Origin of the sequence: Tsukamurella soli (assembly GCF_039541155.1) — a bacterium.
Classification (GTDB): domain Bacteria; phylum Actinomycetota; class Actinomycetes; order Mycobacteriales; family Mycobacteriaceae; genus Tsukamurella; species Tsukamurella soli.
The window spans coordinates 23,140-40,105 of record NZ_BAABFR010000022.1 but is presented as its reverse complement, the minus strand read 5'-3'; the positions used below and the strand labels follow the sequence as shown (position 1 = coordinate 40,105).

At 69.9% G+C, this 16,966-nt stretch carries 19 protein-coding genes; 6 read left to right on the top strand and 13 right to left on the bottom strand.

Going from position 1 to position 16,966, the window contains the following annotated elements; all coding sequences use genetic code 11:
- Window positions 1-128 precede the first annotated feature (128 nt).
- From rplO to rpsH, 6 genes are read right to left on the bottom strand one after another with little or no spacing between them, the layout of a single operon-like run.
- A complete protein-coding gene (gene rplO, locus ABD908_RS09255; RefSeq protein WP_344994134.1) occupies window positions 129-578 on the bottom strand; it encodes a 50S ribosomal protein L15 in 450 nt (149 codons plus the stop codon).
- 2 nt (window positions 579-580) lie between these two features.
- Window positions 581-760, bottom strand: a complete 180-nt coding sequence (gene rpmD, locus ABD908_RS09250; RefSeq protein ID WP_344994131.1) for a 50S ribosomal protein L30 — start codon at window positions 758-760, stop codon at window positions 581-583.
- 2 nt (window positions 761-762) lie between these two features.
- Window positions 763-1,407 carry a 30S ribosomal protein S5 gene (rpsE, locus tag ABD908_RS09245; protein ID WP_344994128.1) on the bottom strand — a complete coding sequence of 215 codons (645 nt, stop codon included), beginning with the start codon at window positions 1,405-1,407 and terminating at the stop codon, window positions 763-765.
- A gap of 34 nt (window positions 1,408-1,441) precedes the next feature.
- A complete protein-coding gene (rplR, locus tag ABD908_RS09240; protein ID WP_344994125.1) occupies window positions 1,442-1,846 on the bottom strand; it encodes a 50S ribosomal protein L18 in 405 nt (134 codons plus the stop codon).
- Between the two features lie 3 nt (window positions 1,847-1,849).
- Entirely contained in the window at window positions 1,850-2,389 is a 540-nt protein-coding gene (gene rplF / locus ABD908_RS09235) for a 50S ribosomal protein L6 (RefSeq protein WP_344994122.1), read from the bottom strand.
- Between the two features lie 12 nt (window positions 2,390-2,401).
- The gene (gene rpsH / locus ABD908_RS09230) at window positions 2,402-2,800 is read right to left on the bottom strand and encodes a 30S ribosomal protein S8 (protein WP_344994120.1); all 399 of its coding nucleotides are present in this window, start codon (window positions 2,798-2,800) and stop codon (window positions 2,402-2,404) included.
- A gap of 517 nt (window positions 2,801-3,317) precedes the next feature.
- Here rpsH and ABD908_RS09225 point away from each other — a divergent pair.
- The 3 genes from ABD908_RS09225 (at window position 3,318) to ABD908_RS09215 (ending at window position 6,769) form a co-directional block, all read left to right on the top strand.
- Window positions 3,318-4,490: a CaiB/BaiF CoA transferase family protein gene (locus ABD908_RS09225; RefSeq protein ID WP_344994184.1), complete on the top strand. Its 1,173-nt coding sequence runs from the start codon at window positions 3,318-3,320 to the stop codon at window positions 4,488-4,490.
- 178 nt (window positions 4,491-4,668) lie between these two features.
- Window positions 4,669-6,003, top strand: a complete 1,335-nt coding sequence (locus ABD908_RS09220) for an MFS transporter (protein ID WP_344994118.1) — start codon at window positions 4,669-4,671, stop codon at window positions 6,001-6,003.
- Between the two features lie 79 nt (window positions 6,004-6,082).
- A complete protein-coding gene (locus ABD908_RS09215; protein WP_344994116.1) occupies window positions 6,083-6,769 on the top strand; it encodes a GntR family transcriptional regulator in 687 nt (228 codons plus the stop codon).
- 8 nt (window positions 6,770-6,777) lie between these two features.
- On the opposite strand, the gene ABD908_RS09210 is transcribed toward ABD908_RS09215, so the two are convergent.
- Complete coding sequence (locus tag ABD908_RS09210; RefSeq protein WP_344994113.1) at window positions 6,778-7,590, bottom strand: oxidoreductase; 813 nt, start codon at window positions 7,588-7,590, stop codon at window positions 6,778-6,780.
- A gap of 77 nt (window positions 7,591-7,667) precedes the next feature.
- Between ABD908_RS09210 and ABD908_RS09205 the strand changes: the two genes are divergently transcribed.
- Window positions 7,668-8,189 carry a MarR family winged helix-turn-helix transcriptional regulator gene (locus tag ABD908_RS09205; RefSeq protein WP_344994111.1) on the top strand — a complete coding sequence of 174 codons (522 nt, stop codon included), beginning with the start codon at window positions 7,668-7,670 and terminating at the stop codon, window positions 8,187-8,189.
- A gap of 140 nt (window positions 8,190-8,329) precedes the next feature.
- Window positions 8,330-9,220 (top strand): universal stress protein, encoded by an 891-nt coding sequence (locus ABD908_RS09200; protein WP_344994109.1) that lies wholly within the window; start codon window positions 8,330-8,332, stop codon window positions 9,218-9,220.
- 21 nt (window positions 9,221-9,241) lie between these two features.
- On the opposite strand, the gene ABD908_RS09195 is transcribed toward ABD908_RS09200, so the two are convergent.
- Window positions 9,242-9,757, bottom strand: a complete 516-nt coding sequence (locus ABD908_RS09195; protein ID WP_344994107.1) for an OsmC family protein — start codon at window positions 9,755-9,757, stop codon at window positions 9,242-9,244.
- Window positions 9,758-9,921: 164 nt separating this feature from the next.
- Between ABD908_RS09195 and argG the strand changes: the two genes are divergently transcribed.
- Window positions 9,922-11,343, top strand: coding sequence for an argininosuccinate synthase (argG, locus tag ABD908_RS09190; protein WP_344994104.1), 1,422 nt, complete (start codon window positions 9,922-9,924; stop codon window positions 11,341-11,343).
- Window positions 11,344-11,650: 307 nt separating this feature from the next.
- Here the strand turns inward: argG and ABD908_RS09185 are convergent, their stop codons facing one another.
- The 5 genes from ABD908_RS09185 to ABD908_RS09165 form a co-directional block, all read right to left on the bottom strand.
- Entirely contained in the window at window positions 11,651-11,836 is a 186-nt protein-coding gene (locus tag ABD908_RS09185; RefSeq protein ID WP_344994101.1) for a type Z 30S ribosomal protein S14, read from the bottom strand.
- Window positions 11,837-11,838: 2 nt separating this feature from the next.
- Window positions 11,839-12,402 (bottom strand): 50S ribosomal protein L5, encoded by a 564-nt coding sequence (gene rplE / locus ABD908_RS09180; protein WP_344994098.1) that lies wholly within the window; start codon window positions 12,400-12,402, stop codon window positions 11,839-11,841.
- Window position 12,403: 1 nt separating this feature from the next.
- On the bottom strand, window positions 12,404-12,721 hold the full coding sequence (gene rplX / locus ABD908_RS09175) for a 50S ribosomal protein L24 (protein WP_344994095.1): 318 nt from the start codon (window positions 12,719-12,721) through the stop codon (window positions 12,404-12,406).
- Window positions 12,722-13,090, bottom strand: coding sequence for a 50S ribosomal protein L14 (gene rplN, locus ABD908_RS09170; protein ID WP_344994092.1), 369 nt, complete (start codon window positions 13,088-13,090; stop codon window positions 12,722-12,724).
- A 390-nt stretch (window positions 13,091-13,480) separates the two neighbouring features.
- Window positions 13,481-16,915: a bifunctional proline dehydrogenase/L-glutamate gamma-semialdehyde dehydrogenase gene (locus ABD908_RS09165; protein WP_344994089.1), complete on the bottom strand. Its 3,435-nt coding sequence runs from the start codon at window positions 16,913-16,915 to the stop codon at window positions 13,481-13,483.
- Window positions 16,916-16,966: the final 51 nt, after the last annotated feature.

Sequence of the window (16,966 nt, the reverse complement as noted above, 5' to 3'; positions counted from 1 at the left end):
CTCACCGCAGGGCGCGGAGCAGCGGGAGGGCCGCTACGGACGAGCCCGGCGAACCGGACACACCCCAGAAACCCACGAAGCCGCGGCGGGTACACGCAGCACCCGCCGCGGCTCTCGCGACGATACCGTCAGGCCTTGCCGGCCTCGGTCACCGAGCCACCGGCTGCGGCGATCTTGTCCTTGGCAGCGCCCGACACCTTGTCGACGGCGACGGTGACGGCGACGGTGATGTCACCGTCGGCCAGCACCTTGACGAGGCGGTTCTTACGGACCGCGCCCGCCGCGACGAGCTCGTCGACGCCCACGGTGCCGCCCTGCGGGAACAGCCGGGCGATGTCGCCCACGTTGACGACCTGGTACTCGACCCGGTTGCGGTTCTTGAAGCCCTTGAGCTTCGGCAGCCGCATGTGCAGCGGCATCTGGCCACCCTCGAACGCCACGGGGACGTTCTTGCGGGCCTTCGTACCCTTGGTACCACGACCCGCGGTCTTACCCTTCGAGCCCTCACCACGACCCACGCGGGTCTTGGCCGTCTTCGCGCCCTTCGCGGGGCGAAGGTCGTGCAGCTTGATAGCCATGGTTACACCTCCTCAACTTCCACGAGATGCGCAACCACCTGGATCAGGCCACGGTTCTGCGGGTTGTCCTCGCGGACCACGCTCTTCCGGATGCCCTTCAGACCGAGGGTCCGCAGGCTCTCGCGCTGGTTCTTCTTGGTGCCGATGGTGCCACGCACCTGGGTCACCTTGAGTTCTGCCATGTCTACGCTCCCTGTCCTGCGCGAGCACGCAGCATGCCGGCCGGAGCGACGTCCTCGATGGGCAGGCCGCGGCGAGCCGCGACCTCCTCGGGGCGCTGCAGCGACTTGAGGGCCGCGACGGCCGCGTGCACGACGTTGATCGCGTTGTCGCTGCCGAGGCTCTTGGCGATGACGTCGTGAACGCCCGCCGCCTCGAGCACGGGACGGACGGCGCCACCGGCGATCACACCGGTACCGGGGCTGGCCGGACGCAGCAGGACGACGCCCGCCGCGGCCTCACCCTGCACCGGGTGCGTGATGGTGCTGCCGATGAGCGGAACCCGGAAGAAGTTCTTCCGCGCCTCCTCGACACCCTTCTGGATGGCCGCAGGAACTTCCTTGGCCTTGCCGTAGCCGACGCCCACCATGCCCTGGCCGTCGCCGACGATCACGAGGGCGGTGAAGCTGAAGCGACGACCACCCTTCACGACCTTCGACACGCGGTTGATGGTGACGACGCGCTCGATGTAGTTGCTCTTCTCGGCCTCGCCCCGACCACCACGCTGATCGCGGTCACGGCCGCGGCCGCGGCGATCGTTGTTGTTGTCGGGACCGTTGTTGTTGCCGGCGGGGCCGTTCCCGCCGTCACGACGCTGACGTCCGGGCATCAGGCACCCTCTCCTCGGATAGTGAACTTGGTCATCAGAACTTCAACCCGCCTTCGCGGGCGGCATCGGCGAGCGCCGCGATACGGCCGTGGTACTTGTTGCCACCACGGTCGAACACGACGGCCTCGACACCCGCCGCCTTGGCGCGGGCGGCGATCAGCTCGCCGACCTTCTTGCTCTGCTCGGTCTTGTCGCCACCGGCGGCACGCACGTCGGGCTCGATGGTCGACGCGGCGGCCAGCGTGTGGCCCTTCGCGTCGTCCACCAGCTGGACGTGGATGTGCCGGCTCGAGCGCTTGACCACGAGGCGCGGCCGCAGTGCGGTGCCCTCGATCTTCTTGCGGAGGCGGAAGTGCCGGCGAGCCTTCGCGGTGCGACGGCGGGTCGAGACGTCCTTACCCACCGGGGTGCGCTTGTTCTCGGTCTGTGCAGTAGCCATGTCTTACTTACCCGTCTTTCCGACCTTGCGACGGATCTGCTCGCCCTCGTAGCGGACGCCCTTGCCCTTGTAGGGGTCGGGCCGCCGCAGGCGACGAATGACCGCCGACACCTCGCCGACCTGCTGCTTGTCGATGCCGGTCACCGAGAACTTGGTGGGGCTCTCGACGGCGAACGTGATGCCCTCCGGCGCCGCGATCGGCACCGGGTGGCTGTAACCGAGGGAGAACTCGAGGTCCTTGCCCTTGAGCGCGACGCGGTAACCCACGCCGTAGATCTCCATCTTCTTGGTGTAGCCCTCGGTCACACCGGTCACCAGGTTCGCGACCAGGGTGCGGGAGAGGCCGTGCAGGGACTTGCTGCGCCGCTCGTCGTCGGGGCGGGACACCACCACGGCGCCCTCCTCGTTCTTAGCGACGGTGATGGGCTCGGCGATCGTCAGGCCGAGCTGTCCCTTGGGACCGGAGACGGTGATGTCCTGGCCCGTGATCTGAACATCGACGCCCGCGGGGACGACGACGGGGTGCTTGCCAATACGCGACATTGTGTATCCCCCTTACCAGACGTAGGCGAGGACTTCGCCGCCCACGCCCTGCTTGGCTGCCTGGCGGTCGGTGAGCAGACCCGAGGACGTGGAGATGATCGCCACGCCCAGGCCGCCCAGGACCTTCGGCAGGTTGGTGGACTTCGCGTACACGCGCAGCCCCGGCTTCGACACGCGCCGCAGGCCGGCGATCGAGCGCTCGCGGCTCTGGCCGTACTTCAGCGAGACGATGAGGCTCTTGCCCACCTCGGCGTCCTCGGTGCGGTAATCGGTGATGTAACCCTCACGCTTGAGGATCTCAGCGATGTTCGCCTTGATCTTCGAGTGCGGGAGCTTCACCTCGTCGTGGTACGCCGAGTTGGCGTTGCGCAGACGGGTCAAGAAGTCTGCGATCGGATCGGTCATGGTCATGACAGCGTCCGTCTACCTTTCTCGCAGCGGTTCCCATGCATCGACGGCGCACCGGTTCCCCGCGAGAACTACGGGCCTGATGCGTCCGACGGTGGGCCTACTACGAAGTAAACCGTCCTGCGAAGCCGTTGCGCCGCAGGGATTCCGGACCGGCGAACCGGTTCGGGGAAGTGCGCCGGCCGTGCTCACAGCACGGCAGGCAACCTCACAAGTGTAGAGAAGGCGTCGGTCGGAGTCGAATCGGTGCGGTTCACGGCGTCCGGCGGCGCGTCTCGCGGCTCGGTCCGGACGGATCACGGAGGCACATCCCCGAGCCGTGCCCGTCGACCCGCGGGACACCGATGCCGCTTCCGCTCCGGTTCGATCTGCTTGCATGCAAAAATTAATCTATCCGTACCTTTTATCGGTATTTTCTGTTGACTGAGGCCATTTTGGTATGCAATATATCTGTGTGACTGAAACCACACCCATCTCCACCCGCGCCGCTGACGACCTGGGACCGGGGCCGCTGGCCGGCATGCGGGTCGTCGAACTCGGACAGCTGGTGGCCGCGCCGTACTGCGGACAACTGCTCGGCGATCTCGGCGCAGAGGTGGTGAAGATCGAGGACCCGAACGGCGGCGACCCGATGCGCCAGTGGGGCCGGCAGAAGCCCGACGGCCATTCGCTGTGGTGGTCGGTGGTCGGGCGAAACAAGAAGTCGGTGTGCGTCGACCTGCGGAGGCCGGAGGGACAGGACCTCGTGCGCCGGCTCGTGGCGCAGGCGGATGTAGTCGTCGAGAACTTCCGCCCCGGGACCCTGGAACGTTGGGGCCTCGGCTACGACCGGCTCAGCGCTGACAACCCCGGCCTGGTACTGGCGCGGATCACCGGGTTCGGGCAGACCGGGCCCTACTCCGGCCGCGCCGGCTACGGCAGCATCGGCGAGGCGATGGGCGGCCTGCGGTACGTCGTCGGAGACCCCTCGGCCCCACCGAGCAGGGTGGGTATCGCGATCGGCGACACCCTCGCCGCCGTCTTCGCGGCCATGGGGGTGATGTCGGCCCTGATCGAGCGCGACCGCACCGGGCGGGGACAGATCGTCGATGCGGCGATCTACGAGTCGGTCTTCGCGGTGATGGAGTCGCTGATCGCCGACTACGAGATCGGCGGCCAGGTGCGGGAACGCTCCGGCAGCTTCCTGCCCGATGTCGCGCCGTCGAACGTCTACCCCTGCGCCGACGGCACCCAGGTGCTGCTGGCCGCCAACCAGGACACCGTCTTCCGGCGGCTGGCGAAGGCGATGGGCGAACCCGGACTGGCAACGGATCCCCGCTACGCGACGCACAACGCCCGCGGGGCCCGCCAGGCGGAACTCGACCGGCGGATCGCGGCCTGGACGGCGACGATGCCCTGGGAACGGCTGGATGAGATCTGCCAGGAGCACGGCGTCCCCGCCGGCATCATGTTCCGGGCGCCCGAGATGCTCGCCGATCCCCATTTCCGGGCGCGGGAGGCCATCGTCAGGGTCGCGCACCCCTACTTCGGTGACGTGCCGATGCAGAACGTCTTCCCCCGGCTCTCGCGCACCCCGGGAGAGGTCAAGTGGGCCGGACCGGAGCTCGGCCGGCACACCGACGAGGTGCTCACCCGACTCGGCGTCGACGCAGCGGACGTCGCCCGGCTGCGCCGGGAGGGTGTCCTGAGATGACGCGTCGAGAACCGGCACTGTGGCCTCCCTCGACGATCGCCCTGGTCGAGGTCGGCCTGCGGGACGGACTCCGGGTGATCGAGGAGCCGCTGCGTAGGGGTGGCACGCGGCGGGAACCGGCGGCACACCGATGGAACGCCGGCCCGGCAGCGCCGATGCGGGCGGAAGGAACACGTTCATGACCGACCCCGGTCCTCGCCTGGACCGTCTGCCGGTCGGCAGATTCCACAGACGCATCATCTGGCTCATCGGTGCCGGGATGTTCTTCGATTCGTTCGACGTCTATCTGGCGGCGGGCGTGCTCGGCGCCCTGGTGCACAGCGGCTGGTCGACGTTGGGCCACAACGCAACCTTCGTGTCCATCACCTCCGTCGGCATGCTGCTCGGGGCGTTGGCCGCGGGATATCTCGGAGACGTGAAAGGTCGTAAGTTCAGCTATCAGTTCAACCTGGCGATCTTCGGCCTGGCGTCGCTGGCCGGCGCGGTCGCACCGTCCATGGAGTGGCTGATCGTGTGCCGCTTCTTCATGGGGCTCGGCCTGGGCGCCGAGATCGTCATCGGCTACGGATGCCTGGGAGAGTTCGTGCCCCCGCAGGTCCGGGGGAAGTGGTCCGCCTACCTGTCGCTGATCGCCAACTCCGCGCTCTTCTTCTCGACGCTGCTCGGCTTCCTGATCATTCCGCACCTCGGCTGGCGGGTGATGTTCGTCATCGTCGGCGTCGGCGCGTTCGTGATCTGGTTCCGACGCCGCGCGATGCCCGAATCGCCGCGTTGGCTGAAGTCGCAGGGCAGGGATGCCGAGGCCGAAGCCGTCATGGCCGGCATCGAGCGGGAATTCGCACCGGCACAACTGCCCGACCCGCCCGACCCGGCAGCGGTGGACGACAGGCCCGCCCGCAAGCTCGGCAGCGTCGACCTGTTCAAGCCGCCCTATCTGCGTCGCACCGCGATCGCCGTCTGCGTGCACGTCGTCCTCAACATCGTGATCTACGGCTTCGTCGTCTGGGTGCCCACCTTCCTGGTCGGCCAGGGCCTCGGCGTGTCCTCGTCGCTGGGCTACTCGGCGCTGATGTCGCTGGGCGGCCCGGCGGGTGCCCTGATCGCGGCGCTGATCTCCGACCGGGTGGGCCGTAGGTACGGAATCCTCGTGTTCTCGCTGCTCGCAGCAGTCACCGGTTGGGCATATCTGTCGTCGCCGAACATCTACCTGGCGACATTCCTCGGATTCATCATGTTCACGCTCGTCTACCTGCTGGTGGCCTTCGGGATCGCCACCCACGTCCCGGAGCTCTTTCCCACCGACGTCCGCCTGCGCGGCAACGGCGTCGCCAACACCACCGGCCGGATCGCCGCGATCGCGGCGCCCCCGATCGTCGTCGGCCTCTACGGCGCGGGCGGAATCGACGCGGTCATGGCCCTGATCATCGGCGCCCTGCTGGTGTTGGCCGTCGCCATGTTGCTGATCGGGATCGAGACCCGCAACCGAACCCTCGAGGAGATCGATGCGCTCTGAACGGTCGGGTGGACGCCACTCGTGCTCCGACGGCGTCTGACACACTCCGTGTCGACGGCACACTGCGGCAGGAGGCCTGATGTCGAGCGAGAGCGAGCGGGTCTACGACGAGATCTGGGCCATGGTCCGGGACGGCCGCTTCGCCCAGGGGGCGCCGCTGCGCGAGGCGCACCTCGCCGAGACCATCGGGGTGTCGCGAACCCCGGTGCGCGAGGCCCTGCGCCGGCTGGCAGCGGAGGGGATCGTCGAGATCCGCCCGAACAAGGGCGCGCAGCTGATCGCGTTCGACGACGCGGACACGGCCACGATCTTCGATGTGCGCGCCCTGCTCGAGCCCTACACCGCGGGTCTCGCGGCCACCCGGGCGGACCCGGAAGCGATCGCGCGGCTGCACGAGCTGATCACCGAGATGGACGCCGTCACCGAGCTCGGCCCCGAACATCTCGATGAACTCGCGACGCTCAACGGTGAATTCCACCGCGTCATCATCGATTCCGCTCGCGCCCGGCTGGCCCGCGAAGCCATCTCCGTCGTGCTGCGTACACCACTGATCAGTCGGACCTTCCACTCCTACGACGCCCATCAGTTGGCCCGCTCCCAGCAACACCATCGCGAGATCGTGGCCGCTATCGAGGCACACGATCCGCAGTGGGCGCAGTCCATCATGCGCGCCCACATCGAGGCCGGACGCAGCATCTACTTCAGCCACAACGCGGGCCCCGCCGGTTGGACCGGCCCGCGCTCGACCACGTCCCGGCCACGCTGACGGCACCGTCATTCCGCGAACCGCGTGTCCACCGCGAGTGCCTCCCACTCGTCGATCTCGACGAGCTGCCGGTGCAGCTTGCCCCGGATGCGGTGGACGGCCTCCGGCCCGAGCGGCAACCGCAGCGGCGGAGCCGGGTGGTCGACCACCCGGAGGATCGCGGCGGCCGCCTTGGCGGGATCGTTCGGCTGGCGCCCGTCCTGGTCGCGGAAGCGGCGGCGCAGGGTGCCCGCGGCCGTGTCCGAGTACGCGTCGAGGGGAGCGGACATCCCGAGCGACCGGCCGGCGAACTCGGTGCGGAACGGCCCGGGCTCGACGACGGTGACCCGCACGCCCCAGGGCGCCACCTCCCCCGCGAGCGCTTCGGACATCCCCTCGAGCGCGAACTTGCTGGTCGCGTAGGCCGCGTGGCCCGGGTTGCCGACGATGCCACCGACCGACGACAGCGCAATGATGTGGCCCGAGCCCTGATGGCGCAGGTGCGGCAGTACCGCGCGGGTGACGCGCCACACGCCCAGCAGGTTCACCTCGAGCAGCGCACGCAACTCGGCATCGGACACCTCCTCCACCGCCCCGACCAGACCGTGCCCGGCGTTGTTGACCACGACGTCGATGCGGCCGTGGGCCGCAACGGCCGCGGCCACCGCGGCGTCCACCTGGGCGCCGTCGGTCACGTCCAGTCGCAGGGCGTGCGGGAAGCCCGCTGCGGAGAGAGGGTCGCGCGCCGTGGCGACGACGGTGTCGCCCCGGGCCTGGGCGGCCTCCGCGATCGCCCGACCGAAGCCGGCGCTGGCGCCGGTGATGAACCAGACCTTCGACACGGCTACCTCCACGGTTCTCGACTGTCACGACGATGGTATCTTGATAGTCAAGATATTGTTCGGCGAGGAGGCTGCGGATGGACTCGGTCGGCCGCGAGCTGCCCGACTGGCTCGCCCGCATGCCGTCGGCGGACACGGATCCCGACGTCGAGGCGCTGCGGCAGCGGATCGGCCGCCTGGCTCGGCAGTTCGAGCGGGTCCTCGACGAGGTCGCCGAGGCACAGGGCCTCAGCCGCGGCGACTGGACCGCCCTGTCGGTCCTGGTGCGCGCGGGCCGGCCGGTCACGCCGTCGGAGCTGATGCAGACCCTTGCGCTGACGTCCGGCACCGTCAGCACCCGGCTCAAGCGCCTCACGGAGGCCGGGCTGATCGGCCCCGCCACCGCCGACGGTGACGCGCGCAGCCGCCCGGTGACCATGACAGAGCGCGGGCGGGCGCGCTGGGCGGCCGCCACCGCCGAGCGCACCCGCCGCGAACGCGACCTCGTGCTGCCCGCCCTCGCCGGCCGCATAGACGGCCTCAACGACGGCCTCGCGACGCTGCTGGGCGCGCTCGAGGATCGGCTCGGCCGGAGCGGCGACCACGACCTCCCGCGCTGACCTGCCACGCAAGCGCGACCGGGCCCCGCGTTCGCCGCCTGGGTGGCGATCGCGGCCGTCTTCAACTTGACTTGGGTGGAAAGAACTCGGCCCGCGCGACCACCCGTCGCCCGCGGGCCACGCGACGGTGAGGCGACACGATGAGCATCCTGGTCGGATTCAAGGGCGGCGAGCCGGGCTCGGACGCGCTGCTGCTGGCGGCGCAGCTGGCCGCGGCGGCGAGGCTACCGATCCACGTGATGACGGTCGCGGTGCGCCCCCGCAACCTGATGCCGGGCCGGGCCACCGACGCGTTCGGCGAGTACACCCGGCGCAGGTTCGCCGAGTCCGAGGCAGAGGCGCGGTCCGTGTTGACCGCGCTCCCGTCCGCCGGGGACCTGGATGTGCGGTTCGCGCATCGGATCTCGCGGTCGACGGGCCTGGCGTTGATCGACGGCGTCTCGGAGGTCTCCGCGTCGCTCGTCGTCCTGGCCAGCGCGCCGGGCCGCGGCGGCCGCATCTCCGTCGGGCCGGTGGCGAATCGGCTCATCCACTCGAGCCGCGTCCCCGTCGCCGTCGCACCGCTGGGCTGGTCCGCCGTGGCCACCGCGGCGCCGCCCCGACGCACCGAGCTCACGGCCGCATTCGACGGCAGCACCGAGAACGAGCACGTGCTCGGTGAGACGCTCGCGTTGGCGGCGACGTTCGGGGCCCGCGTGCGCGTGGCGACGTTCGGCGTCCGCGGAGTCGTGATGTACCCGCCTGAGGGCGGCCTCGACAGCGAGGACGAGGCACTCGCCGAGTGGATCGACCAGACCGAGCGTGCGGTCGCGAAGCTGCGCCGGCCGGGTGGTCTGCTGGCGGATGTACCCACCGTCGTTTCGACCGGCGACGACTGGAGCGACGCGTTGTCCGCGCTCGACTGGGTGCCCGGCGACGTGCTGTGTGTGGGAACCACCCCGCACGGCGGGTTGGCCCGGGTGTTCATCGGCACGCGCGGCACCCGCATCCTGACGCATTCGCCGGTTCCCGTCATCGCCCTCCCGGCGTGAACCGGGTGCCGGGGCGCCGGCTCAGGCGACCCGGAGCGTGGTGGTGACGGGCGTGGGGTTCGCCGTCAGGTCGAGCACCGGGCAGTGGGCGTCGACGGTGTCGGTCAGCTCGCGATAGCGCTCGGGCGCGTCCGGTCCGAGGATGCGGATCTCCACCCGCACCTGCGTGAATCCGGGCCGCACGCCCTCGTCGAGGCCGAAGAACCCGCGCACGTCGAGGTCGCCCTCCGCGGAGAGGTCCAGCTCGTCGATCGTCAGCCCCAGCCGGTCGGCGTAGAACCGGTAGGTGACGACCTGACAGGTGAGCAGCGCGGCGAGGTAGGCCTCCACGGGGTTGATCGCAGTGTCCTCACCGCCCAGCGTGGGAGGTTCGTCGACGGTGAGCACATGCTGGCGCGCGCGGACGCGGCTACCGACCGCCCCCTCGGGCGTGGCGGCGGCGCGGAACGTGACGTGCGCGTTCGCGACGTTCCGCTCGACGGCGTCGCGGGTGACGTCGATGATGGCGCTCAGCGCGCCGGTGGTCGATGCGGTCATCAAGGTCTCCTCGGAACTGGCGTGGGGTGGCGTTCCGGACGCTATGCGCGCCCACGCGCCCTGCCCACGGTTGCGCTCACGGTGATCGCGGCCGAGCGGCCCGCGCCGTAGCCTGCCCACCACCCTTGCACTCATCGTGAGCGGGGCCGATAGGCTCCTGGACTATGTCTAAGGTCCTTGCCTCCCTCCCTGTCGGCGAACGCGTCGGCATCGCCTTCTCCGGTGGCCTCGACACCTCGGTGGCCGTGGCCTGGATGCGCGACAAGGGCGCGATCCCCTGCACCTACACGGCCGACATCGGCCAGCCCGACGAGCCCGATATCGCGGCCGTGCCCGACCGCGCCAAGGACTACGGCGCCGAGATCGCCCGCCTGGTCGATGTCCAGCAACTGCTGGTGCAGGAGGGCCTGGCCGCGCTGCAGACCGGCGCGTTCCACATCCGCTCCGGCGGCAAGACCTACTTCAACACCACGCCGATCGGCCGCGCCGTCACCGGCACGATGCTGGTCCGCGCGATGAAGGAGGACGGTGTCGACATCTGGGGCGACGGCTCCACCTACAAGGGCAACGACATCGAGCGGTTCTACCGCTACGGCCTCATGGCCAACCCCAACCTGCGGATCTACAAGCCGTGGTTGGACGCGCAGTTCGTCACCGAGCTGGGCGGCCGCAAGGAGATGAGCGAGTGGCTCGTCGCGCACGGCTTCCCGTACCGCGACTCCACCGAGAAGGCGTACTCGACGGACGCCAACATCTGGGGCGCGACGCATGAGGCGAAGGACCTCGAGTTCCTGTCCAACGGCGTCACGATCGTGGAGCCGATCATGGGCGTGGCCCCGTGGGACGAGTCGGTGGAGATCGCCGCCGAGGACGTGACGGTGACGTTCGAGGCCGGCGTACCGGTCGCGATCAACGGCGTCGAGTTCGCGGACCCCGTCGAGCTGGTCCACGAGGCCAACCGCATCGGTGGCAGGCACGGCCTCGGCATCTCCGACCAGATCGAGAACCGCATCATCGAGGCGAAGTCGCGTGGCATCTACGAGGCGCCCGGCATGGCGCTGCTGCACGCGACGTACGAGCGCCTGGTCAACGCGATCCACAACGAGGACACCATCGCGACCTACCACAACGAGGGCCGCCGCCTGGGCCGCCTGATGTACGAGGGCCGCTGGCTCGACCCGCAGGCGTTGATGCAGCGCGAGGCCATCATCCGCTGGGTCTCCTCGGCGGTCACCGGCTCGGTGACGCTGCGCCTGCGCCGCGGCGACGACTACTCGATCCTCGACACCACCGGCCCCAACCTCTCGTACCACCCCGAGAAGCTGTCGATGGAGCGCGTCGGCGACGCCGCGTTCGGGCCCGACGAGCGGATCGGCCAGCTCACCATGCGCAACCTCGACATCGCCGACTCCCGTGCCCGGCTCGAGCAGTACGCCGCGCAGGGCATCGTCGCGGGCGAGACCGCGGCGCTGGTCGGCGACCTCGAGGTCGGCGGGGCCAAGGCCATCGTCTCGGGCGGCGAGCAGACGCCCGCGCACCTCGACGAGGTGGGTAACAGCGCGGCGTTCGACCTCGGCACCGACTGAAGATGTGCACCGTTCCGTCGGCCCCCAGGTCAGCGGGGTGACCGACGGGACGGTGCACATGTTGGGAGGACGACGGCGACGGTATCGACGTCGGCGGGGCGGACCGCAGACACCGACGCACCGTCGTTCCCGACAGACCTCTCCGCCCGCCACGCCGGCCACCGTCAGTCCCCCGGCCCTGCTCACGCCTCGAGCTCAACGCCGGCGCGACACGACGACGGACGGCCCTGTCCGGTACGCGAGGTACCGGACAGGGCCGTCCGTGGATCAGGTGGGCGCCGCGGGGACCTGCCCTACGGCGCGGGTGTCACCAGCTGCTCTTGTGCACGCCGGGGAGCTCGCCGGCGTGCGCCATCTCACGCAGGCACACACGGCAGAGGCCGAACTTGCGGAACACCGAGTGCGGGCGGCCGCACCGGTTGCACCGGGTGTAGGCGCGGACCGCGAACTTCGGCGTCTTGTTGGCCTTGTTGACCAGCGCCTTCTTTGCCATTCTCAGTTCTCCTTGAAGGGGAAGCCGAGGTGCTTCAGCAGCGCGCGGCCTTCCTCGTTGTTGGTGGCGGACGTGACGACCGTGATGTCCATGCCGCGCGGGCGGTCGATCTTGTCCACGTCGATCTCGTGGAACATCGACTGCTCGTTCAGGCCGAACGTGTAGTTGCCGTTGCCGTCGAACTGATTGCCGTTGAGACCGCGGAAGTCGCGGATACGGGGCAGGGCGATGGAGGTCAGGCGATCCAGGAACTCCCACATGCGGTCGCCGCGCAGGGTGACGCGCGCGCCGATCGGCATGCCCTCACGCAGCTTGAACTGCGCGATGGACTTGCGGGCCTTGCGGATCTCCGGCTTCTGACCGGTGATCAGGGCGAGGTCGCTGACCGCGCCGTTGATCAGCTTCGCGTCGCGGGCGGCGTCGCCGACACCCATGTTGACGACGACCTTGACGACGCCGGGGATCTGCATGACGTTCTCGTACTTGAACTCGTCGTTCAGAGCCGTCTTGATCTCGTTGCGGTACTTGGCCTTCAGACGGGGCTGGGTCTTCTCAGTGGTGCTCATGTCAGATGTCCTTCCCGTTCTTGCGGGAAATCCGCACGCGCTTGCCGCTCTCCTCGTCGACGCGGTAGCCGACGCGGGTGGGATTGCCGTCCGAGTCGAGGACCATCACGTTGGACACGTGGATGGGAGCCTCCTGGACGACGATGCCGCCCTGCTCGGCGCCGCGCTCACCGGCAGGCGCGTTGGTGTGCTTCTTGATCCGGTTGACGCCCTCGACCAGAACCTTCTCGTTCTTGGGGAAGGCCTCGACGACCTTGCCCTTCGCGCCCTTGTCGGGGCCCGAGATCACGAGGACGGTGTCGCCCTTGTGCACCTTCATCTAGAGCACCTCCGGCGCCAGCGAGACGATCTTCATGAACTTCTTCTCACGCAGCTCGCGGCCGACCGGGCCGAAGATGCGGGTACCGCGGGGATCGTTGTCGTTCTTGATGATCACGGCCGCGTTCTCGTCGAAGCGGATGTACGAGCCGTCCGGGCGACGCCGCTCCTTGGCGGTGCGCACCACGACGGCCTTCACGACCTCGCCGCGCTTGACGTTGCCACCGGGGATGGCGTCCTTCACGGTGGCGACGATGATGTCGCCGATCCCGGCGTAGCGGCGTGAGCTACCACCGAGAACGCGGATGCAAAGGATCTCCTTCGCGCCCGTGTTGTCGGCGACACGCAGCCGCGACTCCTGCTGAATCACTACAGTCTCCTATAGACCTGGATTGTCATGCGTGCCGGATTTCCGACCCAGACACGCGCGGTCCGTCACCCGCCTGACGGCACGCGTTAGCGCGCCGCCCTTCAGGCAACCGGTCAATAGTACGTGAACCCGCAGGTGGGCACCAAATCACGGCGGCGGCGATCTCAGCCGGCGACCTCGGCAGGTAGCAGGTCGTCCCAACCGTGGCATCTACGCCACCACCTCTGCAAGCACAACGGGGACCGGGCCGCTGCGATCCACTGCTGTAAGGCGTACAACGGGCGCATCCAGCAAGAGTTCCTGTTGTCGGAGCATCAGCGGATCGCCGATCCCGGCCAGGACTCGACGGTCCGAACGAGTACCGAATCCCGAACGAGCTGTGCGAGACCGTCATGCACCTCCCTGACGTCGTCCGGTGCGTTCCGCTAGCCGCCCCGGGCCGGGGATCTCGTGCCGGTGGATGGTGCCGAACCGGTGCGCGGTCACCGATACCGCCTGCTCGCGCAGAAAGGTGAGCAACTCGACGCGCCCGGCGGAGACCACCGGGCCGTCGTACACCGCGACCGCGGGCGACCCGGCCGTCGCCTCCGCCACGGCGGTGCGGGACCCGCCGATCAGCCGCACCCGGCCACCGTCCCGGCCCAGCTGCGCGACGCGAGCCCGCCACCCGCCGTCGTCCTCGTAGGCGACGGTGACGCCCGCGTCGGCGAGCCAGGAGACGACGGTCGCGGGGAGCGCGACCGGCACGGACACCGTCAGCTCACCGCCGGCGCGGATCCCGGCGGCGCAGACGCGCACCAGCTGCGCGATCGGCTCCCCCTCGAACCGCACGGTCACCGGCGTGGCGCGGTAGCGGAACACGTTCTGCTCACGCACCAAGCCGGTCGCGTCGCGGACCACACCGAACTCGGCGGCCCAGGCGACCTGATCGCTGGCCAGGGCCGCATCGAGCCACGCATCGTCGGGGCAGGCGGCGAGGGCCGCACGGCGCAGCCCGTCCGCCCCCGCCGACGCGGAGACCGGTGCATCCGACCACGTCCCGAATCCGAACAGGTAGTTGGGGCCGCCCGCCTTGGCGCCGGCACCGACCGCCGACTTCCGCCAGCCGCCGAACGGCTGCCGCTGCACCACCGCCCCGGTGATGCCGCGGTTGACGTACAGGTTCCCAGCCTCCAGCCGCCGCAGCCACCGCGCGATCTCGACGTGGTCCAGCGAGTGCAGGCCGGAGGTCAGCCCGTAGTCGATGCGGTTGACCAGGTCGATCGCCTCGTCCAGGGTGTCGGCGGTCATGATCCCCAGTACGGGCCCGAAGTACTCGGTGAGGTGGAACCGCGACCCGGCCGCGACACCGTCACGGATGCCCGGCCGCCACAGGTCGTCCGCGAGCCGCTCGGGCTCGAGCAGCCACGACTGCCCCGCCTCGACCGTCGTCAGAGCGCGCAGCAGCTTTCCCGACGCCGGCTCGATCAGCGGGCCCACCTGCGCGGACGCATCCCACGGCCGCCCCACGCGGTAGGAGCGCACGGCGTCGAGCAGCTGCCTACGGAACCGTCCCGACCGCGCGACCGACCCGACCAGGATCACCAGCGACGCCGCCGAGCACTTCTGTCCCGCATGCCCGAATGCCGAGTACGCCACGTCCTTCGCCGCCAGGTCGAGGTCTGCGCTGGGTGTCACGACGATCGCGTTCTTCCCCGACGTCTCGGCGAGCAGTGGCAGGTCGGGCCGGAAACCACGGAACAGTTCGGCGGTCTCGTAGGCGCCCGTGAGCACCACCCGATCCACCCGCTGATCGCCGATCAGGGCGGCACCCAGTGCTCCCCCGGCGAGCTGCACGTACTGCAGCACCTCGCGCGGCACGCCGGCCTCCCACAGCGCCTCGACCAACACGGCGCCGCAGCGCCGGGCCTGCGCTGCGGGCTTGATCACGACGGCCGACCCCGCCGCGAGCGCGGCCAGCGTCGAGCCGGCAGGGATGGCGACGGGGAAGTTCCACGGCGGGGTGACGACGGTGACGCGCACGGGTGTGAACGTCGCGCCGTCGACGGTGTCGAGCAGCCGCGCCGACTCCCCGTAGTAGTGCGCGAAGTCGATCGCCTCGCTGACCTCGGGATCGGACTGGTCGAGCGTCTTCCCGCACTCCGCACCCATCACCTCGAGCAGCTCGGCGCGTCGCGCCTCGAGCGCATCGCCCGCGCGGTGCAGGATCTCGGCGCGCTCGTCGGCGGTCAGCGCGCCCCATGGACCGGCGGCCGCCCGCGCGATCGTGAGCACCTCGCCGAGGCGCTCGGCGTCGGGGACCAGGCCCGCGTCCGCGGTCGCCTCCCCCAGTGTCGAACCCTGCATCCGGCCGCGGATCGCATCCGCCCAGCGCCGGTTGGGCGCGAGGGCGGGGTCGGTGTCGGGGGTGTTCACGAATCCGCCGCGCAGCCCCGGCTCGGCCGGTCGGGTACGGTCCTGGACGCGGGCGGGCCCCGGCACCGTCGTCGGAACGTCCGCGACGGACCGCAGGAAGCGGTCGCGCTCCCGCTCGAACAGCGCGCGATTCGAGTCGAGGTCGAAGACCGCGGACATGAAATCGTCCTGCGACGCGCCCTCCTCGAGCCGCCGGATCAGGTAGGCGATCGCGACGTCGAAGTGCTGGGGGTGCACGACGGGGGTGTACAGCAGCAGCGAGCCCACGTCCCGCTTGACCACGGCGGCCTGGGCGGTGGCCATGCCCAGCAGCATCTCGAAGTCGATGTCGGCCGTGACCCCGCGGCGCTGTGCGAGCAGCCACGCGAGGGCGATGTCGAAGAGATTGTGCCCAGCGACCCCTATCCGCGCGTTGGCGGTGTGCTGGGGACGGAGTGCGTACTCGAGGATCGCCTTGTAGGAGGCGTCGGTCTGCTGCTTGGTGGACCAGGTGGCGAGCGGCCAGCCGTGGAGCTCGGCGTCGACACGCTCCATCGGCAGGTTGGCGCCCTTGACCACCCGCACCTTGATCCGAGCCCCGCCCGCCGCGACCCGCGCCGCCGCGAAGGCCTGCAGGTCGATCATCGCCGCCAGCGCGTCGGGCAGGTACGCCTGCAGCACGATTCCCGCCTCGAGGCCGCGGAACTCCGGCTCGGACAGCAGCGTCTCGAACACCGCGATCGTGAGGTCGAGGTCCTTGTACTCCTCCATATCGAGGTTGATGAACTTCCCGCGGGCGGAGGCGATCCGGTACAGCGGGCGGAGGGCGTCGACGGCGTGCGCCACGGCGGCGTCGAAGCCGTACGGGTTGTGCGGCGCCACGGTCGAGGAGACCTTGATCGACACGTAGTCGACGTCGTCGCGCTCGAGCAGCGCGCGCGTGCCGCCGATCCGCGCCGCGGCCTCCTCGTTCCCCAGGATCGCCTCGCCGAGCAGGTTGATGTTGAGCCGGATGTCACCGTCGTCGCCGCGCAGCCGCGCGATCGCCCGCCCCAGCCTGCGGTCGGTGGCGTCCACGATCAGGTGGCGGACCATCTGCCGCAACACCTTCCGTGCCGCCGGCACCACCACGCCGGGCGCCACCGGACCGGCGGCGGCACCGGCCCGGATCGCGACCCGCAGGGGGAGCGGCAGGAAGCCGGGGGTCAGCGACACCAGCGCCGCGAGGTTGCGGGCCGCGACCCGCGGATCCTCGGGCCGCACGACTCCGTCCACGAAGCCGACGGTGAAGTCGAGCCCGTGCGGGTCGCCCAACACGCCCGCGAGCCGCCGGGCCGCGGTATCGACGGGCTCTCCCCGACTGGCCACGAGCCATCGCTCGACCTGGGCGACGGCCTCCTGCGCCAGTTCCGCCGTGATCGTGTGCTCCATGGCCACCCCCTGTCCTGATGGATTCAGTGTGGGCCCGCCATATGATGAATA